This window comes from Dictyoglomus sp. SSW, from assembly GCF_055181335.1.
This window is the reverse complement of sequence record NZ_CM143705.1, coordinates 464,992-487,248: the sequence shown is the minus strand read 5'-3', so window position 1 is coordinate 487,248 and position 22,257 is coordinate 464,992. Positions and strand designations below refer to the sequence as shown.

Here is a 22,257-nt window from a genome sequence, read left to right as displayed (position 1 = left end):
CTCCTTACAATTTAAACTATTCTTTTCTTGCTAACTTTAAAGGTTTGCTCTTTTCTTTTTTCATAAAAATATATTGATCATAAATAAGCTCTACAAAAGATCTATCAACCCCCTCAACATACTCTGGGCTTATACCTTCTTCAAAAGATACTAAAACTTTATCAATAGTCTCATAGTCAACTCCCAAAGAAAATTCATCTGTAATTCCTGGTAATAGATCTGGAGAAGGAGGTTTATTAATAATCTTTTCTGGGACCTTCAACAACTTTGCGAGCTCTCTGACTTCCGTCTTATATAGATGAGATAATGGTGCTACATCAGCAGCATCATCCCCATACTTTACATAGTATCCTAAAAGTTCCTCTGTAAGATTAGTACAACCTACTACGAGAAAATTCTTTTTTTCTGCATAAAAATATAGGAGAATCATCCTCAATCTATGCTTTATCCTATAGTACGCAATACCCTCATAAAACCACCTAAATCTTTTACTATTCACTTTACCTCTTTGGGCAAAAAATATAGGTTTACCTAAGGATTTAGAATACTCCTCATAGAGATATCTTACCGCTTTTTTCTTAAGTGGTCTTAAAAGAAGCCAAAAAAGAGGAATAATCTTGTATACCCCTAGCACCCAAAGAGTATTTGTCAAACTAAATACTTTGTAGGGAACATCTAAGTTTCTAACTAAAAATAAGGCATCTCTAAGGGAAGAAGGCTCAGAATCCATTTCAGGCATAATAAGAGCAAAAATCTTATCTTTGCCTACAGCTTCCAATAAAAGATACAATACAACAGCAGAATCAAGTCCTCCACTAACCCCTATAACATATCCATTCTTTCCCTCTTCGTCTAACTTTTCTCTTAAAAACTTTATTATTCTGTTTTTCTCTTCTAATAAATTCATCTTAAGAAATCTCTTTATATCTTCCCTTTAACAATAATATAATATTGAAAGTTCTTAACCACAATAAGGAGGTTTGGAAAGTATGTATAAAAAAGTTGCTATTGTAACTGGAGGAGGGCAAGGAATTGGAAAAGCCATAGCCAAAAAATTCTTGGAAAATAGCATCTCAGTAGTAATCGCAGAGATTGATGAAGAAGCAGGAAGAGAAACGGAAGAAGAATATTCATCCTTGGGAGAGATAAAATTTATTAAGACTGATGTATCCAATGAAGAAGAAGTCAGAAATATGATAGAAGAGACTATCAAAATCTTTGGAAGGATTAACTATCTTATCAATAATGCTGGAATTGGAATAAACAAACATATATCAGAACTCACTTTAGAAGAATGGAATAGAGTCTTAGGAGTAAACCTAACAGGAGCCTTTTTATGTAGTAAATATGCCTATCCTTATCTCAAAAAGGAAAAAGGGGTAATTATAAATATTGCATCCACAAGAGCTTTTATGTCAGAGCCAAATACGGAAGCTTATTCAGCCTCAAAAGGTGGAATTTATGCATTAACTCACGCCCTTGCTATAAGTCTTGGTCCTGATATAAGGGTAAATTGTATAAGTCCTGGCTGGATTGAAGTATCAGAGTGGAAGAAAAAGAGCTTAAGAAAACCCGCAGAGCTTACAGAGCTTGATCACAAACAACATCCCGTAGGAAGAGTAGGAAGACCTGAAGATATAGCAAGTCTTGTCCTATACCTAATATCAGATGACGCAGGATTTATTACAGGAGCAAACTTTATAGTTGATGGTGGAATGACAAGAAAAATGATTTATTTATGAACTACTTTAACAACTTATCAATGGGAAAAGGTATCTTGTTTTTATTTTTCAAAATAAATTCCCTATTTTTCCTATCTCTATATTGTACCAAAGCTCTTTGAAGTCTTCTTTCTTCATAGGTTTTTGCCACATATATTTTTTCCTTTCTATCAGGATGATACTCCGTATAAAATGCACAAGATGCTGGAGTTAGTGGCAATGGAGTATAATCCTGAATTTGCTCTAAATAATGGCCCAATCCTTTCACATAAATAGCAAGATCCCATGCATCCTTCAGTGTAGCTCCAGGATGAGAAGATATAAAATATGGAATAGCATATATCTCTTTCTTCAATTTTCTTTTTATTCCTTCAAATACTGCTATAAAACTTTCATAAACCTCAAACTTAGGCTTCTTCATAATCTCAAGGACATTATTTTTCACATGTTCTGGTGCTACAGACATATGTCCTCCAATATATCCTTCTTTTATGATCTCTCTTATATAATCTGTATCCTTTAATGCAAGATCATATCTTATTCCTGATGCTATGAAGACATGTTTTATTTTAGGAATATCTTTTATCTTTTTAAGAAGTCTTAGCTGAGGAGAAAAGTCAACTACAAGACTTGGACATATCTCAGGAAATAAACAATCTCTGTTAGTGCAAGATCCAGGTATACCATAAACCTTACATCTCAAACTATACATATTGGCAGTAGGTCCACCAACATCTGAAATTGTTCCATTGAATATCTTATGTTGAGAAAGATTATAGGCTTCCTTTAATATAGAGTCTTCACTACGAGATATTACTTGCCATCCTTGGTGAAGATTAAGAGAACAAAAAGTACAACTTCCAAAACAACCTCTATGGGAAATTATAGAAGTTTTTACTGTTTCAAAAGCTGGAATCTTTTCTTTATATGAAGGATGAGGAAGTCTTTGAAAAGGTAGAGAATATATTAAATCTAAATCTTTCTCCGAATATTCCATAGGAGGATTTTGTACAATATATCTTTTTCCATCCCTTTGTATCAAAGTCTTTCTCTTTTTCATCCCATTTAATAACATTCTATTAAAATCATGATATCTATCTTTATCCTGAGAGACCTCTTCAAAGGAGGGAAGCATTACATAATCTTTTAATATTCCTTTTTCTACAAACTCTTTAAACTCTTTCTCACTAAGGGAATAAAGAATTCCTGGCACAATATATATATCATGCCAAGATTTACCCTTTGCAAGAAGTTTTGCAATCTCTACTACTTGTTTTTCCCCCATTCCATAAACAATAATCTTTGCTCTCGAATCTAACAAAATAGAATGTCTAATCTTGTCATCCCAATAATCATAATGAGAAAATCGTCTTAAGCTTGCTTCAAGTCCCCCTAATACAATAGGTACATCAGGATACAATTCATGTACTACATTAGCATATACAATAACTGCTCTATCAGGCCTTTTACCATAAGTTCCTGATGGAGTATAGGCATCTTCCTTACGTCTTAATTTATTTGGAGTACAATTAGCCACCATAGAATCTACAGAACCTGAAGTAATACCAAAAAAAAGTCTTGGCCTCCCAAGTATTTTAAAAGAGTTTTTATCTCTCCAGTCAGGCTGAGGAATTATACCAACCTTAAAGCCATGATACTCTAGAACTCTACCAATCACAGAAGATCCAAAAGAAGGATGATCCACATAAGCATCTCCTGTAACAATTATTACATCCAATTCATCCCAACCTTTTCTCCTTACCTCATCAAGATTTACAGGTAAAAAATTAAACATCAGTACTCACACCTACAATTCTTATCTATGTTTCTATCTTCAGTCTCAAGTTCAATAGTTGAGTGATCTATCTCAAATTTACATTTTAAAAGCTTTCTTACCTCTTCCGCAATCCTTTCAGCCTTAGAAAGCATTTGATCCTCTAATACTACATGAGCAGAAAAAAGCAAATCTTTACTTGATATCTGCCATAAATGAATATGATGTACATTCTTAACTCCTGGTATCTTTGATATCTCTGAAACAACACTTTCTATATTTATGCCTTTTGGAGTACCTTCCATCAAAATATGAATAGTATCCTTTAAAAGATATATTGAATTATAAAAAATGAAAACTGCTATGAGAAGAGATATTATAGTATCTATATAATATAGTTTATAAAAAATTATAAAAATAGCTCCAACTATAACTCCAACAGAAGACAAAGCATCAGATAAAAGATGTAAAAAAGCCCCTTTAACATTTAAATTACGTTTGGAATCCTCATGAAGAACATAAGCTCCCAAAATATTACCTACAAGTCCAATAATACCTATAATAAATGTTTGTAAACCCTGTACTTCCTTGGGAGATCTCCATCTATGAAAAGCCTCTAAAATCAAAAATAAAAATATAATAACTAGTAAAATCCCATTTAAAAGAGCAGCAAGAATTTCAATCCTTCTGTATCCGTAAGTATGGTATTTGTTACTCTTTTTATTTTTTGAAATAAGTTCTGCAAGATAACTTATCACTAAAGCAAAAAAATCATTTACGTTATGTAAAGCATCACTTACTAAAGCAAGACTTCCAGAGATAACACCCCCTATAATCTCTAAAAGTGCCATGGACAGATTTAAAAACATAGCAATTAAAATCTTTCTTGCCATAAAATTTACCTCCAATATTGTAAATATTCCTTAGTATTATCTACAAATATTCTCTTTGTAATCAAGAGATTCTTTTATTATATACCAATTTAATTTTTCACCATTAAAAAAAATTATGTTATGATAGTATTAAGAATTTTAGGGGGAGGTGAAAAATTAATTTCTCTTCTCCTATTACCCTATTGAAATATCACTATTAAAAGGAGGAAATTTAAAATGTTTAAAAATTTTTTCTTTTTGTCTTAATTATTCTAATCCTATTCTCCCTATCATTAAAACTTTCTTTAGCTCAGACCCAGGAAATAATTAAAGGGAATTTACCTTTAAATGGAGCTGTTATAAGTAATTTAAAATCACCCATAAAAACTGACATATGGGAAATTTCCCTAAGTTCTGATGGCCTCCTTATATTAACATTAACATCGGACAAAACTCTAAATGTAAATATATTCTTATATGATACTGATGGTAAAAAAGAAATTGCTCGGGCAGAAGATAGTATAAGAAATGAAAAACTGGTAATAAGAAAAGCTTTAAAACAAGGTAAGTATTATGTAAAGGTAACCCGATGGTATGAAGAACATCAAGGAAATTACACGCTAACAAACAAATTCGAAAAGGATCCTTTAAAAAATGATATTGAGCCCAATGATAATGTAGACCTAAAACAAGGAATAGACGAGGCAAAAAATATTGAAATAAATTCCGAAATCACAGGGCATTTAGGATATTATGGAAATGGTAGTCAGGATAGAAATGATAGATTTAAAATAACCCTACCTTCAGATGGTTATTTGGAAATAACTATCACAAACGATGATTCTTTAACTACTTATGCTTTCCTCTATGATGTAAATGGAAAAAGAGAAATTTTGAGAAATGAAACAAGAAATAGGAGTTATAAACTAATATATCCCAATCTAAAAGCTGGAACATATTATTTATTAATATCAAGTCTTTGGGACATCCATTACGGTGGCTATACTATAGAAAATAAATTTATACCTCAAAACATTAAAGGAGACAAAGAACCAAACGATAACATTAATAATGCTGTAGATGTAAGTATTCCATCTGTAATCTCAGGAACTTTAGGATATTATGGAAATGAAAAACAAGATAGAGATGACTTCTTCAAATTCCATATTCCTCAAGAAATGGACTTAGATATATATCTTACAGAAGAACCCACATTGATTACTTACATCTTCATTTATAATGAAAATAAACAAGAAATAGCAAGAAATGACATAGGAGTTTCTGATTACCAAATCTCTTTAAAATTAAAACCTGGCACATACTATATACAAGTAAATAGCATAGGAAACCACCTTTATGGTGGATACTACATAGGATTAAATAGACAAGTTCCATCCCTTTTTATAGAAACTCCTAAAAAAGCAGAAGAAGAAACAGCAAATATAATAAAAATAACAAATCCTATCAATAATCATACATATGCAGTTATAGATAAAAATCTAAGCTGGGAAGAAGCAAAAGATTTTTGCGAAAATATGGGAGGACATCTCGCCACTATTACATCCTTAAGAAGAACAAAGATTTATTGAATTTCTCCTATCTATTTATGGTAAACAAAATGATTACTTCTTAGGAGCTAAATATGAAGAAAGAGAAAGAAAATTTAAATGGGTAACTGAAGAACCATTTGTATTCTACAATTGGGACACTGGGGAGCCCAATAACTTGGAAGTAGAAAAATATTTAATAATATATAAAACGTTAGAAAAATTTGGAAAATGGGGAAATGTGCCAACTATCCAAAAGGGCTTTATCTGTGAATGGGAATAGATAACAAGCGAAATTTGTAATCATTATAAAGCCTCGGATTCAAATCCGAGGCTTTCTTTTTATAATAACGGTTACAATTATATAAAATAAATATTTATTATTGTATAAATGTGTTATTAAATGTAAAATAATTACAAAAAAAAGAAAGGGGGCATTTTATTGCAAAAATATATTACTCTTATCTTTATACTGCTCTTAACTATTTCCATATCTATTTCTCAATCAGAAATAACTATCCAAGCAGAAAATGGAATATTGAAAGGTACTTTCGTAGCAAAAACAATTTCAGGATATCAAGGCAGTGGATATGTGGATGGGTTCGATCAAGATGGTGATTCTTGCACCGTCACTGTAGAGGTACCAGAAGATGGTATGTATGAGATTATAATTGGATATGCAGCTCCATATGGATATAAAGAAAATTCCCTCTACGTAAATGGAGCCTTCCAAACAAATATAAAATTTAACCCATCTCAAAGCTTCACTACTGTATCAGGAGGATTAATACCATTGAAGAAAGGGAAAAATACCATAAGTATTGTAAAAAGTTGGGGATGGTTTTTGCTGGATTATTTTAAGATAAAAAAGGCGGAAATCCCAGCATTAAATCCTACTAATAAGCTGATAACTCCAAATCCATCTCCTGAAGCTCAGAAATTAATGGATTACCTAATAAATATTTATGGAAAATATACCTTATCAGGACAACAAGGCTATAAAGACTCCTTTTATATCTGGACCTTAACTGATAAATTTCCAGCCATATGTGGTTTTGATATGATAGATTACTCTCCCTCAAGAGTTGAAAGAGGAGCATCTTCCAGGGATGTTGAAGATGCTATAGATTGGTGGAAAATGGGAGGAATTGTACAATTTCAATGGCATTGGAATGCTCCAAAGGGACTCTATGATGTACCTGGAAAGGAATGGTGGAGAGGCTTTTATACGCAAGCCACAAGTTTCGATCTTGAATATGCGATGAATCATCCAGAATCTGAAGATTACAAGCTTTTAATAAGAGATATAGATGCTATAGCAGTACAACTAAAGAGACTACAAGAAGCAAAGGTTCCCGTCCTTTGGAGACCTCTCCATGAAGCTGAAGGAAGATGGTTTTGGTGGGGAGCAAAAGGTCCAGAACCATGCAAAAAATTATGGAGACTTCTTTTTGATAGACTTGTTAATTATCATAAAATAAACAATCTAATATGGATCTGGACCACTACTGATTCTCCTTCTGCCCTTGACTGGTACCCTGGAGATGTATACGTAGATATAGTCGGAGCTGATATATATCTAAAAGACAAAGATTATTCACCCTCTACAGGCATGTTCTACAATATTGTAAAACTTTTTGGTGGTAAAAAATTAGTAGCCATGACGGAAACAGGAACTATACCAGATCCTGATGCTATGGTTAAGGAGAAAGCTTACTGGGCATGGTTTATGACTTGGAGTGGATTCGAAAGTGATCCAAATAAAAATGAGCCCTCTCATATCAAAAAAGTCTTCAATCATCCTTTCGTTATAACAAAAGACGAGCTTCCTAAATTTATAGAAGAATAAAAAAATCCCCAAGGCTTTTTAGCCTTGGGGAACTTTTTCTTAATCTATTTTAATTTAGAAAGTTCTTGTTTTGCTAAAGATACTGACTCTTCATGAGTTTTTAAGAGCCATGGATGAGGAGGGCTATCTATAACCTTTTGAAACATTTCTTTTGCCAGATCCTTTTTATTTTTAAGATACAAATAACCAAGCTCTAAGTAAATATTAGGATAAATAGGAGTATATTTTAAGGCTTCTTTCATATAATATTCTGCCTTTCCATAATTATATAGGGGAAATGGTACATCCCTATATCTCATTCCCATAGCAAGAAGGGCAAAAGTTTTATATAAAGGATCTTCAAGAATCTCTATTGCTTTGCTTATATACCTATCAAAGTCTCCCAACATAAAAAGGCTTTGTATAATACCTTTATATTGGGCAAGCCTACCAATAGCTGCACCTGCGATATACCAGGCTCTTCCATTTTTGTCATCAAGTTTTATTGCTTTTTCCGCATAACTCCTTGCTTTTTCATACATTTTTTCTTTATCCTTTCCAATAACTCCCCAATGTCCATACTCTAAATATGCATCTGCAAGTACCGTAAGAAGATAAGAATCTTTTTGAAGATTAGAGTCCTTTTCAAGTTCAGAGATAAGAGATATGATTTTGTTTACATCTCTATCTCTTCTTGCCTCATAAAAAAGATTATTAGCAGTCTGAAAATCCATAGAAAGTGAGATATTAAAAAGTAATATTAAAGAGAGAATTACAAAAAAGATTTTTCTCATATACTACCTCCCCCTAAACTATTTTTCAGAGATAACAATCATTCTACGGGAAGAAATAGAAAGAGAACTACTATCATATCCTCCCAAGAATTTTATCACTTTTAATCCTACCATCTCCAAAAGTAGTTTAATCTCTGTAGGTGTATATACTCTTATAAAAAATGGCTTTTCCTTTATCTTACCATCTCTTATTATTATTCTCCTTGCATAAATTCTACTCTCCGTAATATCTATAAAATTAAAATCAATCATATAATTCCCTTCTTTTTCTATAACAGTATAAGGTAAAAAATTCCTAAGAATAAAATCCCTATTACTTATATCAAGCAAAAATTTTCCACCTTTTTTAAGTGATCTTGCAGTATTTTTAAGAATCTTAAAATTTTCCTCATCTTCATAATATCCAAAGGAAGTAAACATAGATATTATCACATCAAACTCTTCATTATAATCCATATCTCTAACATCCTTTAAAATATAATTAACCTTCACTCCCAACCTTTCTGCATCCTTTTTTGCCATATCCAAAAATTTCTCATTTATATCCAATCCAGTAACATCATGCCCTAATAATGCAAGTCTATTTGCATGCCTTCCATATCCACAAGCCATATCAAGAATCTTTTTTTGTTCTTTTAAATCAAGTTCCCTTCTTATAAAATCTACCTCTATTTGTGTCATTTCCTCATTAAGCATATCTTCATAAAAATATATGTAGTCTTCTGGGTCGAAAATTTCCTCCCAGTTAGGCTTAAAACTTTTCTCCATAAAAAAAATAACCTCCCTTTTGAAGGCTATAATTCTAAAAAATTATACAATAAAAACTATAAAAAACCATCTATTCTATTAATGAGTATATTAACTATTTATACACTTTAAGGTGTAAAAGGTTCTTTATAGAGAGGCAAAAATAAAAAGCCCCCCTTTCGGGGGGCTTATTTTTTACTTCCTTCCTGTTGGCTTCAAGAATGGTAACATGTACTTGAAGTTAGGCCAATGATGATATGGTATACAATATGGATTTTCCGCTGTTGGATAATTGGTCCAGTAGTATTCATCATACCCTACTACTCCTGGATATGTGAATGTTGGAATTGTTGGCATATCTTGAGCTACTATCTTTAATCCTTCCATTCCTAATGCCTTGTTCTTTGGAGAATCCCAACTTACTTTTTGCATTTCTTTTATGATTTGGTCAAGTTTTGGATTGGTCCATCTACATTGATGGCCTGGATAGTATTCACCAAGTGGTCTGTAATATGCTGAATCAAATTGCTCAAGAGTTCTGTATAAGTCTGGATGTCCACCCCATGGCTCTCTTGCTGGCCATTGTCCTGATGTGGATACTTCAAAATCACCTACGTTCATTAATGTTCCGTCATTTTCTGTAGCATATACCTCAGTATCTATTCCAAACTTCTTCCACACTTGAGATAATGCAAAGGCATTCCTGAAGTTAACTGATGCTGGGTTGGGTGGTGTTAATATGGTGATCTTCCATGGTTTACCTTCTGGTGTTAACCATTTTCCATCTTTATCTCTCTTGAATCCATTCTTTATAAGTAATTTCTCCGCCACATCTGGTGCATACTTATACCAACCTAATCCAAATATCTTTCTAATTTCATTAGGATCACTTGGTACATTGTATCCTCTCTTCTTTGCATATTCTGCTATCCTCATTGGTACATCTGGATCATATACTTTAAATGGTTTTCCGTCTACTGTAATTGTTAGATTCTTTAACCATGGTTCAAGTGGCTTGAAGTACCATTCCATATAAGCTGGAGTTGCAGGTATATGTAAGGCTGATACTGTTACTGCTCCGTCATAAGCAAGTCCTACATACTCTACTATATCTATTGCTAATGTTAATGCCCATCTCACTTCCTTATTATTCCATGGAGCCTTTGCATTGTTAAATATTACTCCACTTACACATGGGTCTACGTTCACTATGTATGGAAATTCTTTTCTATATGCCCTTGCATATTTATTTGTTGATAATACCGATCTCAATCCTTCCATAGTTAGATCTGCCATGTCTAATTGATGGTTATTCATTGCAAGTACTTGTTTTTCTGTTGGTCCATAGTAATAGAAGAGTACATATTTAGGTTGTGGCATTCCAAAGAGTTTTCCTGTTGGTGTCCTTTGCCAGTCTTCTCTTCTCTGCCAGAGTACCCAGTATCCACCTGGATCATAGCTATGTAATACATATGGTCCAGAACTTATTGGTGGTTTGAAATCAAAGGATATAGGATCTTTTACTTTCTCAAAAACATGTTTGGGTAATGGCCTACAAGCTCCCCATCTATCTAAGAAATAGGCATGGAATCTGGCATTGGGCTTCTTCAATTCAAATACTACAGTATATTTGTCTGTTTTGTATACTCTTTTTACATATTCAGTAAAAGTAGCATTGTATCCTAATTCCTGATATTTCATAATAAGTTCTACAGTATACACCAAGTCATCAGCTGTGAATTCTACTCCATCACTCCAGTAGCATCCCTCTCTTAATTTTACTACCATCTTTGTAAAATCACTGTTATATATTGGCTTTTCTTTTGCAAGAGCATTTATAACCTTTCCAGTTGCTGGATCTACTATCCATATTGGTTCAAGCATTAATTGTTGTATTCCTCTATCGGGTGATCTCCATGTGGCTGGCCATACATTGAAGTTGTCTGGTGATCCAATTCTTCCACTCAATATATTAGCTACTATAGTTTCATTTCTTGGTACATTTGGTCCTAATTGTGAAAAGGCTGTTTGAGATAATGTGAATACCATTAACAACACTAAACTCAAGAAAACTAACTTCTTCATAAAATCACTAACCCCCTAACTTAATTTTTTGAGAAACGTTTTGATACATAGAGAAAAAACCTTTTTTTCTTCTTTTTCCACCTCCCTTTAAAAACTTATACGCAATCGTTTGTAGAATATTATATACCTAAAATTAAAAAAATACAATAAAATTTTTAATCAAAAAATACTTTACTTATTTATATACAACATACTCTCAATAATTACAGAAAAGGAAAGTAAAAGAAAGGATAAAAGATAAAAAATATCTACCCAATTAGATATACCATAATTCCCAAATATATATGAAAAAACAATATCAGCAATTGTACATGCAGATATACCAAGAATAAAGTAAGCATAACTCTTCGCTACTTTACCACCCCAAAATTGAATCATAAGCACAAAAGCTAAAACCAGTAAAATAAAATCACCAAGAAGATAAAAAACATTTAAGGTCTTCTCAAGCCAATGAGTGTTAGAAACTAAAATCGGAAGTACAACTTGCTGAATAAGAAGGCCTAAAAATACCAATGATATTATTATAATCATAAACTTTTCAGAAGGATTTAACTCAATCCTCAAAAGCCTTATAAAATAGGAAAGAAACATGAAGGCAAGAAGATAAAAAAGAGCATAAAAAATATCAGATATACCAGGAAAAGGAGCCTCTTGATTCAAAAATATGGCATAAAAATTCCAAATTGTATCACCTACGAAGAGAAAGATTAAGCTCAAAACCAAGAAAAACCAGCCAATCCAACCTTTCCATCTACGGTCCACTTTAAGAAAGTAATAAAGGGCAATTCCCAAAGAGAGAGTAATGGAAAACTGATAAAGAATTGGATAGAATCTTTGTTCCACCAACAAGAAACTTACACCTAAAAATACTAAAAATGGAAGTAAAAAGAGAATAATAAATAAAATACTAAGCCTTTTATATGTCGTATTCAAAATCCCTTCCCCCTTTCAAAACTCAATATTCTCTGGATTCAACCTATCAAGAAGCTCAATTATTACCTTATCATTCTGATTTCCTTCCAAAAACTTCTTATAAGCTTGCATATATTTTTGCTTAACGAATTTCTCACCCCATATACCAGCAAGCTCTCTATTTATTCTTGCTATAAGTTCAACAACCTCCTTCTCTACCTCATCATAACTTTCCATAATTTCATTTTTAACTGTAAAATTGTTATTTGAACATATTAATGATTTCTCTAATATCTTTAAATTTTTTAATAAACTTTCCATATTTTTAATATACATTCCAAATTCAGTGTAGTAATTAATCACGTAATTAACATATTCCAATAACTTTTTTGTCCAAGAAGTTATATCTTCTTCTATAAAGCTAAACTTCAAAGAAGGAATATTTAATCTTTCAAATTCCTCTTCTCTTACTTGATAGAAACTAAGAAGATTTTCTTTATTCTCAAAAAACTCAGAAATAGAAAGTTCATCTTTTAAAATCCCATCCCTTTCTTGATAACAACCTAAAAATTTACCTTTACTAAATAAAAAATGAATCTTATCAGAAGGACTTTCAATCAATATATGAGATATGGTGTTTTCTTTTTTGGCTTCCTCCACTAATTTATCGGCCACAAAGAGATAGGTTTCTTCCTGAAAAATTTTAGGAGTAGAAAAATAACTTATTAAAATAGACAAAACTATCTCTTTTTCAAGAGAATAAAGAGATATTAAATTGGATCTTGCAATAAAATCATTTACAAATATCTCAATAGAAGCATTATCTTCTGCCAAAATCTCTGTTTCTCTAATAGTGTATGCTTTAGGTACAACACCATTATAAATTAATATCTCTGTTATAAAATTAGAGCTTTCCCCCCAAAGCACACCATTAAATTTTTCCAATCTAAACCATGAAATAAGTTCTTTAATATTTATCAGAAATGCAGGGGTCTTAATATAAATCTCTTTCCCAATAGGAAACTTCACCTTAATACATCCCCTTCCCCTTATTCAATAAATATCTATATCCTAAAAGGGAATTTCCTTACCATCTTTGAAAAATTTTCCTGTTACTTCAAAAGGCATAGTAACAAGAGCCAAAGCTCCCTTTGCAGAATCTTTTGGGCTTCCAGGGGCATTAGGCCCACCCATATCCGTCTTTACCCATCCAGGATCTAAAGCATTGACAGCAACCTTTCCTTTCAATTCATTAGCAAGAAGCACGGTAAGACCATTTAGTGCAAATTTACTTAATCTATAGCTTGCAATATCATACATCTCTCTTAAAGCTGAAAAAGTACCTGCTCCAGAGCTAACATTCACTATTCTTGGCTCATTACCTTTAAGAAGAAAAGGTACCATAGCCCTTATAAGATAATACGGAGCATAAAGATTCACTTGAAAAGTTTTTTCCAATATATCCTTATCTTCTTCTAAAAATCCTCCATAAGCTAACATTACCCCAGCATTATTAATAAGAATATCCAAAGCATTCCATTTATTTTTGACAAACTCTACCACCTTTTCTTCAAAACCCATTTGGGATATATCTAATACAAGACCTTCAAAATCCCCCAATTTCTTAAATTCTGACTCTGCTTCTCTTAATCTCTTCTCATCCCTCGAAATACCAATTATACTTGCCCCTTCTTCTAAAAATAACTTTACAATCTCATAACCAACACCTCGGGAAGCTCCTGTTATCAACACCCTTTTCCCCTCAAGTACTCTACCCATTATATATTTACCTCCAATCATTCTCTAACTTATATACTAACATCATTATAACACATTACCTTATAATTTCTTTTACAATTGAAAAAATAAAATCTTATTGGTATAATTACTAAAATTCAAAATGGGTTCTAAGGAGGATAAGAAGCTTTGCTTAGACAGAATTTCTTAGAAGAACTTAAAAAATTAGAAAACTCACTTGTAGAAATGGGCTCTACTGTAAAGGATATGCTTGAAAAAAGTAAAAAAGCCATAATAGATAAAGATGAGGCTTTAGCAAAACAAGTTATAGATATGGATGATATTGTAGACAAATACAATTGGAGTATAGAGAACAACTGTCTCAAGCTTCTTGCTCTTCAGCAACCTATGGCTCATGATCTTAGAGTAATTGCTGCTGCAATGAAAATTATAAGTGATATAGAAAGAATGGGAGATTATTGTGTAGATATAGCCAAATTCACTATTGAACTAATCAAGTTACCCCTATTGCCATTAAACAAAAATTTAACAAACATGTTTGAACTAGTTGAAAAAATGCTCTGTGATTCACTGGATGCCTTTATTAACAGAGATATTAACTTTATACTAAGTGTGGTAGACCAAGATGACGCTATTGATAGAACATATTACCGAATATATGATGAGGTTATAGAAGAGATCGAACATGCACCTGAGACTGCCCCTCAGCAAGTAAAATATCTTATGATTGCAAGATTCTTAGAAAGAATAGCAGACCATATAACCAATATAGCAGAAAGAATATATTATATGGAAACAGGAGAATTAAAAGAGCTTCACGAATAAATTAGCCAAACTTTCCTGTAATATACTCTTCAGTAAGCTTTTTCTTTGGATTTGTAAAAATCTCAGCAGTAGGTCCTATCTCAATAACTTCTCCAAGGTACATGAATACCGTCTCATCTGATACTCTTGCTGCTTGTTGCATATTGTGAGTAACAATTATTATTGTGACTTCCTTTTTCAATTCCCTTATAGTCTCTTCTATTCTATATGTAGATATGGGGTCTAAAGCTGATGTAGGCTCATCCATAAGTAATACCTCGGGTTGCACAGCTAAGGCTCTTGCTATACAAACTCTTTGTTGTTGCCCGCCTGATAGGCTAGAAGGATACTCCCTTAATCTATTCTTAACCTCTTCCCAAATTCCAGCAAGTCTTAAACTTCTTTCCACAATTTCATCCTTTTCTGATTTTGAAAGTCTTTTATTGTTCAAGATATATCCTGCAATTACATTATCATAAATAGTCATATTAGAAAAAAGATTTGGTCTTTGAAAAACCATTCCAATTCTTCTTCTTACAATAACAGGATCCACATCCTTACCATATATATTTAAATTACCCAAAAAGATGTTACCTTCAACTCTTGCACCAGGAGACAATTCATGCAATCTATTAAAACATCTAAGAAGAGTGGTCTTTCCACAACCTGATGGTCCAATAATAGCTGAAATATATTTCTCTTTAATAGAAAGATTAATATTTTTAAGGACATGCATAGACCCAAACCATGCATTTAAATTTTCGACCCTTATCTTATCCAATGCACATTCCTCCCTTAATGTTTTCCTTTTTTACTCGCATATATTCGGGCAATTATATTTAAAATCAAAATAATAGTAACAAGAACAAGGGCTGATGCAAAAGCTTTATTTCTCCAATCATCATATGGAGATGTGGCATAATTAAAGATGGTTACAGTAAGGCTTCCAATTGGCTTAGTCAAGCTAAGACTCCAATATACATTATTAAATGAAGTAAAAAGTAAAGGCGCAGTTTCTCCCATAACTCTTGCTACTGCGATCATTATTCCTGTTACTATACCACTGGATGCAGAAGGAATAACCACTCTCAAAATTGTTTTCCACTTTGGCACTCCCAAGGCATAAGCTGCTTCTCTTACAGAGATAGGCACCATTTTTAAAGATTCTTCTGTAGATTTAGCTATAACAGGAAGCATTATTATAGATAAAGCTATACTTCCGGCAAGAGCTGAAAAGGTCCTCATAGGGATAACAATTATAGTATAAACAAAGACACCTATGATTAAAGTTGGAAAACTGGTAAGTACCTCTGTTAAAAATTTAGCCCACCATGCAAGCTTTCCTAAATGATATTCTGTAATAGCTATAGCAATCATCATACCTATAGGCACTCCAATTAAAGATGCCACTAAAGTAAGAATTAATGTACCTACAATAGCATTTGCAACTCCACCACCCGGAACACCTGGAGGCTTGGGAAGCTCTAAAAAAAGACTGAAATTTATATATCTAATACCCTTTATAAATACATCCCCTAAAATCCAAAAAAGAAATAAAGATCCAATAAGGAATGTTATCATGCTTATGGTTAACATTACTCTATTTATTATCTTTCTTGTCCTATAATTCATTCTTTAACAATCCTCTTCAATATATAGTATCGAGCAAACCCCATTATTAGAAAAGTGATTAAGAATAAAATTAAAGCGAGTTCCATAAGTACAGAAAGCTTTAACTCACCTGTTGCCTCTGCAAACTGATTTATAATTACACTGGTTATAGTAACTCCAGGAGAGAAGAGGGATATGGATATATCATGAAAATTTCCAATTACCATAGTTACAGCTACAGCCTCACCAAGAGCCCTACCAAGCCCTAAAATTCCTGCTGCAAAAATTCCTGACTTTGCATTACCCAAAACTACCTTTGATATAACCTCCCATTTAGTCATACCAAGAGCATATCCTGCCTCCCTCTGATCCATAGGGACTGCCATTAATATCTCACGAGACAAAGAAGATATGGTTGGAATGATCATAATAGAAAGAACAACTCCAGCAGTAAGATAACCTACTCCCATAGGATATCCTTGGAAGAATGGTAAAAATCCAAGGATTCTTTGAATAAAAGGACCTATCTTAAGTTGAAGTAAGGGAGCTAAAACAAAAAGTCCCCACATACCATAAATTAAACTTGGTATTGCCCCTAAAAGCTCAATAATAAAAGAAAAAATACGTTTTAAAAAAATAGGAGCAAGCTCCGAGATAAATATAGCAATTCCAATACTTATAGGAAAGGCAATAAGAAGAGCAAGAAAAGATGTAACCAATGTACCATATATAGCAGGTAAAGCACCATACTTATCTGCCACAGGGTCCCATATCTTATCTATTACAAATTTAAATCCAAATTTCTTTATACTGGGGATAGAATAAATAACTAATGATATAAAGAGGGATATAACAAGAATAACAAGTAGAAGACTTGCAAAAATGGCAAGACCTTTAAAAATTTTATCTCCTATACTTTTACTCATATATTTCTTCACCCATAAAAACTAAACTACCCTTATTTTAATTTTAGAAAAATCAATCGTAAAGTAAATTAAAAAAATTTTAAAGTAATATCATCTAATATGTTAAAAAACAAATCCATTGTCTCCACCAAATTTTCTCTTTTTATCTTTTCTCTTGTGTCAGACTTTTGATGAAGATCAGGAATATATCCCTCTGAATCACTTCTTATAAAAAAGAAAACAGGAATCTTAAGAAGATGAAAGATATATTGATCCGAATCGGACAGATAATAATTCTCTACAAAATTTGCAGGTACACTCAATTTTTTAATATATTTCTCAGCATACGTATTATAACCTACTATTAAGAATTTTCCCCTTCCTACACAGTCTAAATTTACATTTAAAAATATATTTTCAAGAGGAATAGGAGAATTTTCCACAAAGTATTTTGCTCCTAAAAGTCCCTTCTCCTCTGCATTTGTCACTAAGAATAATATATTAAAAGGATAATCATTACCTTTTTCCAATATTAATTTTGCTATCTCCATTAAAACCCCAACGCCTGAGGCATTATCATTGGCACCTGGAAAAAAGGTGTTATCAGGCTCTTTTCCCACATGATCTACATGGGCAGAAATTAATAAAACTTTCTCACTTTTTATCTTTGATGGTACATAAAAAATAAGATTATAGGCTTTCTCTAATCTTTTATCATATTCAATCCTATAATAACCTATTACTTTTTGTTTCTTATCTAAAAGATCCTTTATATTCTGAAATATTTGAGAAGAAATATAGATTACAGGTAGATTACTATTTTGAAAGAACAAGGATTTTTCAAAAATCAATTCCGTCATATCCTTTGGTATACCCAATATTACTCCCTTTGCACCATAAATAGAGGCAACAACCTGAGACTTCGTAACTCCATTCCTATAATCTGTAAGCCAAAAACTATCTTTAATATTTTTAACATCCCCTTCAATAGGAGCTTCTACTTTCCAGCTTCCCGAAAATCTATCTCTAAAATCTTCCCTATATTTAAATTTCTTTAACTCCTGATTATACTTTATAGCAAATTCGGGCATATCCCTTAGCTCATAAACTTCTACAGGAAAATCTTGCAAAAAATAATTACTAACATTTATCTTATCTAATTCCGAAGACAAAAAATTAATAGCCTCCCTATTTTCTAATGTACCTGCTTGTCTACCCATATATTTTTTATCAGAAAGTTCATAAATCACATTTAGTGCATAATCTCCCTTAACATAAGAAGATAAAGAGGAAATAAAAAGAAGAAAAAAGGATAAAATCAAGATTATAATTCTCATGCGTTTGTACTCCTTTTATCTATCTCTTTAAGAAGTATCAAGGCAGAATTTAAAAGAGAATAGGTATCCATATCCTGAGGAATTGTCTGAGACTTAAATTTTTCAATGTAATTCTCTAAATCAGAGATCAAAGAATACACATCAATTTTAGGAGTAACCCTTGGAGTTATAATTTCTTTCTTTTCTAAATCTAAGGTTTGGGCATAGGTAGGAATAATAGTCTTTCTTCCTCTAAGTTGTAATAACTGTCCAAGGGTTTGAGAAGCCTTAGGCTCTCCATGAACTATGATAAAAGTAGGATCACCTTGAAAATTATCTGTCCAAGTTAAAAGATCCTTTTGATCTGCATGAGCAGAAAATCCATTTATGGTATGAATTTTAGCCCTAACTGTTATTTCCTCTCCCATCACATGTACCTTCCTCTCGCCATCTACAATCCTTCTTCCCAATGTCCCCTCTGCCTGATAACCTACAAAAATCAAATGGGTATTTTCTTTCCACAAATTATGTTTCAAATGGTGAAGAATTCTTCCTCCCGTACACATTCCACTTCCTGCAATAACAACTCCTATATCAAGATCATTTATACTTTTTGATTCCTCAGGAGTAGACAAAAATTTTAAATTTTTTAATTGAAAAGGGCTTATTCCTTCAAGAAAATATTTCTGAATTTCTCCCGAAAGAAGATTACTATGCCTTTCATAAACTTCTGTTACCTTTTTTCCCATAGGACTATCAAAAAATATAGGAATTTTTGTTAAGATTGGGTATTTATAGGATAAAAGCATAATTTCATATATTACCCTTTGAGCCCTATCTACCACAAAGGAAGGTATAAGTACCTTACCTCCACTATTTAAAGCATCTAAGATAACTGATTCAAATTCTTTTCTCGTATCTTCCAAAGACTTATGAAGTCTATCACCATAGGTAGATTCAATTACTACATAATCTGCTCCCTCAATAATAGGTGGAGTTCCTTCCATTACATTGTTTTGTGGCCCTATATCTCCAGAAAAAACTATCTTAGTATTATCTCCCCATACCTCTAAGGAGGATGCGCCAAGAATATGGGCAGAATCCCTAAACCTAACCTTTATATCATTAAGATCTAACATTTCATCATAAGGCACTGGTTCAAAAAGCTTCATGGCCATTTCTACTTCTTTTTCTGTATAAAGAGGCTCTATAGGAGGCTTACCCGATCTAAGATTTTTCCTATTTATTCTTTCCACTTCCTCTTTCATAAGTTTTACAGTATCCAGCCATAGAATTTCACAAAGTTCTATAGTAGGATAGGTAGCGTATATTTTACCCTTGAATCCTTCCTTTACAAGCTTAGGAATCCTTCCCGAATGATCCAAATGGGCATGAGTAAGAATTACTCCAGAAATCTCCTTAGGATCAAAAGTAAAAGGTACTGCATTTTCATTTTCAGATTTTCCCTGAAATATACCACAATCTACAATATATTTCTTATTATTCTCCAAGAGAAAGCAAGAGCCTGTAACCTCGCCTGCAGCCCCTAAAAAAGTTATTATCAAAGTATCACCCTCTTTACTATTTAATTTTCCATTCTACCTGTCCACAAATGAAACATTCATGACATCTGATACAATGAGGAGAATTAGGATCCTTATTAACCTCTATATTTACAGGACATTTTGTCTTACATAAACTACAAGAAGGACAGGTGGGCTTTACTTCTAAATGATAAAAGGAAATTTTATTGAAAACAGAAAGGATAGTACCAAGAGGACATATAAATCTACAAAAAAGACGAGATATAAACATGGAAGAAACAATAAATAAGATAAGAAATAGAATCTTAATGGCAAACAAAAAACCAATAAGATTTCTAAGAGGTGGATGTATTAAGACTTGAGGTATTCCTGCCTCCAAGGTGCCTGCAGGACAAAGCTTACAAAACCATGGTTCAAGAGTAAAATAGGGGATCAAAATTACAAGAATAATAAGAATACTCCATCTTATAAAAGTAGCAAATCTATTTTCTATCCTTATCTTTCTCACTGGAATTTTATAAAGAAGGTCTTGAATAAAACCAAAGGGACAAAGCCAGCCACAAAAATATCTCCCAAGAAGTAAACCCGAAAGAAAAAGAATACCAAGAGTAAAAAAGGGAAATTGATGAAGCACTATAAAATGCTGAAGAGTACCAATAGGACAAGCAAAACTTGCTAATGGACAAGAATAACAATTAAAAACTGGCACAGGTATATGCTTACCCCAAGGAGCTAAAAAATAGGAATTCACAATAAGAAGACTTATTATCTGCCAAAGACTCCGTTTTTTAGATATACTCTTTTTCTTCATGAGATAAATTATACTACAAAAAGTCATTATCTAAGCCTTTTTGAAGTATAATTATAAATCAATGTGGCAGAACTCTCTCCCTTCACCTTTACATAAAATACAAAAGTATTTTTATCTATCTTCTCATAAGAGAAATTAGAAGAAACAATCTCCACACTATCTTCATAAATATATTCCTTTACCTCTACAGTCACATCCTCCTTTTTACTATTTCTTATCTCTACTGAAACCTTTGCTTCCTTTATCTCATATTTTCCTTCAACTCTCTGCTTACTCTCCAAAACCTTTCTCTCTCCTTTTATATCAAAATCAATTCCTTGTATTACTTCTATTTTTTCTCCAACTGCTATATTGGGTATACTGCTTTCCCCTAAAAAGATTACCTTATTTCCTACCATTTCAAAAATTTTAAGACTTCCCATAGGTATAGGAATCCCAAGCCCATTCTCTTTTTTATTCTCTATATTCCATAAAATATAAACTTTTCCATTTTGAAAAGCATATCTCTTAATAGCATTATTTATCTCTGCATCTATAATAGGGATAATTTTCGTACCCCCTTTAGCTAAACTATATTCACCTGAAAGATCAAATAATTTATAACCTTCTACTTCTTTTAACTCTGTCTCAGAGGGAACCCGCATAGCAAGAACGCTTAAACCTTTTTCCTGTAGCATTTCCTGAGGTCCTCTCTCTATATTTATTTCCCCTGCCAAAACAGAAAGCTTTATTTTTTGAAAACTCATATCAGATTTATTTTGTAGATAAATATCAGAAGAAAATCTTAATTTATCTTTATCAATAAAAAAGGAATGAACAGCATTCCAATTAATATTTGGAAGAATATAAACAATCTTTAAAGTATCAATCATATCTTCAGAAGAATAGATAAAAATACCAGATGGAGGATACAATACCTCCAAAATTCTATTTCCCTTACTTGAATATATAAAAAAGTTCCCCGCACCTACGCTCTGAGGAACTTCATCTAAGGCTATAAAATTGACTCCTTTTGTTAGTTTTACCTCTTTTTCAAGAGATACTACAGCAAAATTTCTCTGATAAACAATTAAATTCTGAGAAAAGGAAAAGGAGAGAATAAAAAGCATAAAAATAATCAAAAATATGGATATTTTTTTCATTATTATTTACCCCCTATAAAGAAATTTTCTAAATTATAACATATTTTTATGTCACCCACTCTTAGGATTTATTTAATAGAATCCCA

General features: G+C 32.2%; 20 protein-coding genes. 4 read left to right on the top strand and 16 right to left on the bottom strand.

Features of this window, described 5'->3' with window-relative positions; translation table 11 throughout:
• Nucleotides 1-16 precede the first annotated feature (16 nt).
• Nucleotides 17-907, bottom strand: a complete 891-nt coding sequence (gene nadE, locus ACY3JM_RS02215; RefSeq protein ID WP_463083162.1) for an NAD(+) synthase — start codon at nucleotides 905-907, stop codon at nucleotides 17-19.
• Nucleotides 908-989: 82 nt separating this feature from the next.
• On the opposite strand from nadE, the gene ACY3JM_RS02210 reads away from it, so the two are divergent.
• Nucleotides 990-1,742 (top strand): glucose 1-dehydrogenase, encoded by a 753-nt coding sequence (locus tag ACY3JM_RS02210; RefSeq protein ID WP_463111591.1) that lies wholly within the window; start codon nucleotides 990-992, stop codon nucleotides 1,740-1,742.
• Between the two features lies 1 nt (nucleotide 1,743).
• Here ACY3JM_RS02210 and ACY3JM_RS02205 read toward each other — a convergent pair whose 3' ends face one another.
• Nucleotides 1,744-3,516 (bottom strand): YgiQ family radical SAM protein, encoded by a 1,773-nt coding sequence (locus ACY3JM_RS02205; protein WP_463083160.1) that lies wholly within the window; start codon nucleotides 3,514-3,516, stop codon nucleotides 1,744-1,746.
• Nucleotides 3,516-4,388 (bottom strand): cation diffusion facilitator family transporter, encoded by an 873-nt coding sequence (locus tag ACY3JM_RS02200; protein WP_463083159.1) that lies wholly within the window; start codon nucleotides 4,386-4,388, stop codon nucleotides 3,516-3,518. Before ACY3JM_RS02200 ends, ACY3JM_RS02205 begins: the two co-directional genes overlap by 1 nt.
• A 794-nt stretch (nucleotides 4,389-5,182) precedes the next feature.
• On the opposite strand from ACY3JM_RS02200, the gene ACY3JM_RS02195 reads away from it, so the two are divergent.
• On the top strand, nucleotides 5,183-5,956 hold the full coding sequence (locus ACY3JM_RS02195; RefSeq protein ID WP_463111590.1) for a C-type lectin domain-containing protein: 774 nt from the start codon (nucleotides 5,183-5,185) through the stop codon (nucleotides 5,954-5,956).
• A gap of 400 nt (nucleotides 5,957-6,356) precedes the next feature.
• On the top strand, nucleotides 6,357-7,763 hold the full coding sequence (locus ACY3JM_RS02190; RefSeq protein ID WP_463083157.1) for a glycosyl hydrolase: 1,407 nt from the start codon (nucleotides 6,357-6,359) through the stop codon (nucleotides 7,761-7,763).
• A gap of 44 nt (nucleotides 7,764-7,807) precedes the next feature.
• Here the strand turns inward: ACY3JM_RS02190 and ACY3JM_RS02185 are convergent, their stop codons facing one another.
• From ACY3JM_RS02185 to ACY3JM_RS02160, 6 genes are all read right to left on the bottom strand, one after another.
• Entirely contained in the window at nucleotides 7,808-8,536 is a 729-nt protein-coding gene (locus ACY3JM_RS02185) for a tetratricopeptide repeat protein (protein WP_463111589.1), read from the bottom strand.
• Nucleotides 8,537-8,554: 18 nt separating this feature from the next.
• Nucleotides 8,555-9,304 (bottom strand): class I SAM-dependent methyltransferase, encoded by a 750-nt coding sequence (locus ACY3JM_RS02180; RefSeq protein WP_463111588.1) that lies wholly within the window; start codon nucleotides 9,302-9,304, stop codon nucleotides 8,555-8,557.
• Nucleotides 9,305-9,478: 174 nt separating this feature from the next.
• A complete protein-coding gene (locus tag ACY3JM_RS02175; RefSeq protein WP_463092152.1) occupies nucleotides 9,479-11,368 on the bottom strand; it encodes an ABC transporter substrate-binding protein in 1,890 nt (629 codons plus the stop codon).
• 171 nt (nucleotides 11,369-11,539) lie between these two features.
• Nucleotides 11,540-12,301: a hypothetical protein gene (locus tag ACY3JM_RS02170; RefSeq protein WP_463111587.1), complete on the bottom strand. Its 762-nt coding sequence runs from the start codon at nucleotides 12,299-12,301 to the stop codon at nucleotides 11,540-11,542.
• A gap of 15 nt (nucleotides 12,302-12,316) precedes the next feature.
• Nucleotides 12,317-13,309, bottom strand: a complete 993-nt coding sequence (locus ACY3JM_RS02165) for a hypothetical protein (protein ID WP_463111586.1) — start codon at nucleotides 13,307-13,309, stop codon at nucleotides 12,317-12,319.
• Between the two features lie 42 nt (nucleotides 13,310-13,351).
• Complete coding sequence (locus tag ACY3JM_RS02160) at nucleotides 13,352-14,059, bottom strand: SDR family NAD(P)-dependent oxidoreductase (protein WP_463083151.1); 708 nt, start codon at nucleotides 14,057-14,059, stop codon at nucleotides 13,352-13,354.
• Between the two features lie 147 nt (nucleotides 14,060-14,206).
• On the opposite strand from ACY3JM_RS02160, the gene phoU reads away from it, so the two are divergent.
• Nucleotides 14,207-14,863 carry a phosphate signaling complex protein PhoU gene (gene phoU / locus ACY3JM_RS02155; protein ID WP_463083150.1) on the top strand — a complete coding sequence of 219 codons (657 nt, stop codon included), beginning with the start codon at nucleotides 14,207-14,209 and terminating at the stop codon, nucleotides 14,861-14,863.
• A 1-nt stretch (nucleotide 14,864) separates the two neighbouring features.
• Here phoU and pstB read toward each other — a convergent pair whose 3' ends face one another.
• The 7 genes from pstB to ACY3JM_RS02120 form a co-directional block, all read right to left on the bottom strand.
• Nucleotides 14,865-15,623 (bottom strand): phosphate ABC transporter ATP-binding protein PstB, encoded by a 759-nt coding sequence (gene pstB, locus ACY3JM_RS02150; RefSeq protein WP_463083149.1) that lies wholly within the window; start codon nucleotides 15,621-15,623, stop codon nucleotides 14,865-14,867.
• A gap of 14 nt (nucleotides 15,624-15,637) precedes the next feature.
• On the bottom strand, nucleotides 15,638-16,474 hold the full coding sequence (gene pstA / locus ACY3JM_RS02145) for a phosphate ABC transporter permease PstA (protein WP_463111585.1): 837 nt from the start codon (nucleotides 16,472-16,474) through the stop codon (nucleotides 15,638-15,640).
• Nucleotides 16,471-17,379, bottom strand: coding sequence for a phosphate ABC transporter permease subunit PstC (gene pstC / locus ACY3JM_RS02140; RefSeq protein ID WP_463083147.1), 909 nt, complete (start codon nucleotides 17,377-17,379; stop codon nucleotides 16,471-16,473). The genes pstA and pstC overlap by 4 nt, the downstream gene beginning before the upstream one ends.
• 68 nt (nucleotides 17,380-17,447) lie before the next feature.
• On the bottom strand, nucleotides 17,448-18,695 hold the full coding sequence (locus tag ACY3JM_RS02135) for a M28 family metallopeptidase (RefSeq protein WP_463111584.1): 1,248 nt from the start codon (nucleotides 18,693-18,695) through the stop codon (nucleotides 17,448-17,450).
• Nucleotides 18,692-20,239: an MBL fold metallo-hydrolase RNA specificity domain-containing protein gene (locus ACY3JM_RS02130; protein ID WP_463083145.1), complete on the bottom strand. Its 1,548-nt coding sequence runs from the start codon at nucleotides 20,237-20,239 to the stop codon at nucleotides 18,692-18,694. The genes ACY3JM_RS02135 and ACY3JM_RS02130 overlap by 4 nt, the downstream gene beginning before the upstream one ends.
• A 16-nt stretch (nucleotides 20,240-20,255) precedes the next feature.
• Nucleotides 20,256-21,029, bottom strand: coding sequence for a 4Fe-4S binding protein (locus tag ACY3JM_RS02125; RefSeq protein WP_463111583.1), 774 nt, complete (start codon nucleotides 21,027-21,029; stop codon nucleotides 20,256-20,258).
• Between the two features lie 26 nt (nucleotides 21,030-21,055).
• Complete coding sequence (locus ACY3JM_RS02120; protein WP_463083143.1) at nucleotides 21,056-22,171, bottom strand: DUF4139 domain-containing protein; 1,116 nt, start codon at nucleotides 22,169-22,171, stop codon at nucleotides 21,056-21,058.
• Nucleotides 22,172-22,257: the final 86 nt, after the last annotated feature.

Bases quoted from the DNA above. Each gene is read 5' to 3' on its own strand.
- ACY3JM_RS02200 (WP_463083159.1), bottom strand. From the start codon at position 4,388: ATGGCAAGAAAGATTTTAATTGCTATGTTTTTAAATCTGTCCATGGCA.
- ACY3JM_RS02120 (WP_463083143.1), bottom strand. From the start codon at position 22,171: ATGAAAAAAATATCCATATTTTTGATTATTTTTATGCTTTTTATTCTC.
- ACY3JM_RS02160 (WP_463083151.1), bottom strand. From the start codon at position 14,059: ATGGGTAGAGTACTTGAGGGGAAAAGGGTGTTGATAACAGGAGCTTCC.
- ACY3JM_RS02125 (WP_463111583.1), bottom strand. From the start codon at position 21,029: ATGAAGAAAAAGAGTATATCTAAAAAACGGAGTCTTTGGCAGATAATA.
- ACY3JM_RS02175 (WP_463092152.1), bottom strand. From the start codon at position 11,368: ATGAAGAAGTTAGTTTTCTTGAGTTTAGTGTTGTTAATGGTATTCACA.
- nadE (WP_463083162.1), bottom strand. From the start codon at position 907: ATGAATTTATTAGAAGAGAAAAACAGAATAATAAAGTTTTTAAGAGAA.
- ACY3JM_RS02210 (WP_463111591.1), top strand. From the start codon at position 990: ATGTATAAAAAAGTTGCTATTGTAACTGGAGGAGGGCAAGGAATTGGA.
- pstC (WP_463083147.1), bottom strand. From the start codon at position 17,379: ATGAGTAAAAGTATAGGAGATAAAATTTTTAAAGGTCTTGCCATTTTT.
- ACY3JM_RS02185 (WP_463111589.1), bottom strand. From the start codon at position 8,536: ATGAGAAAAATCTTTTTTGTAATTCTCTCTTTAATATTACTTTTTAAT.
- ACY3JM_RS02205 (WP_463083160.1), bottom strand. From the start codon at position 3,516: ATGTTTAATTTTTTACCTGTAAATCTTGATGAGGTAAGGAGAAAAGGT.
- ACY3JM_RS02180 (WP_463111588.1), bottom strand. From the start codon at position 9,304: ATGGAGAAAAGTTTTAAGCCTAACTGGGAGGAAATTTTCGACCCAGAA.
- pstA (WP_463111585.1), bottom strand. From the start codon at position 16,474: ATGAATTATAGGACAAGAAAGATAATAAATAGAGTAATGTTAACCATA.
- ACY3JM_RS02135 (WP_463111584.1), bottom strand. From the start codon at position 18,695: ATGAGAATTATAATCTTGATTTTATCCTTTTTTCTTCTTTTTATTTCC.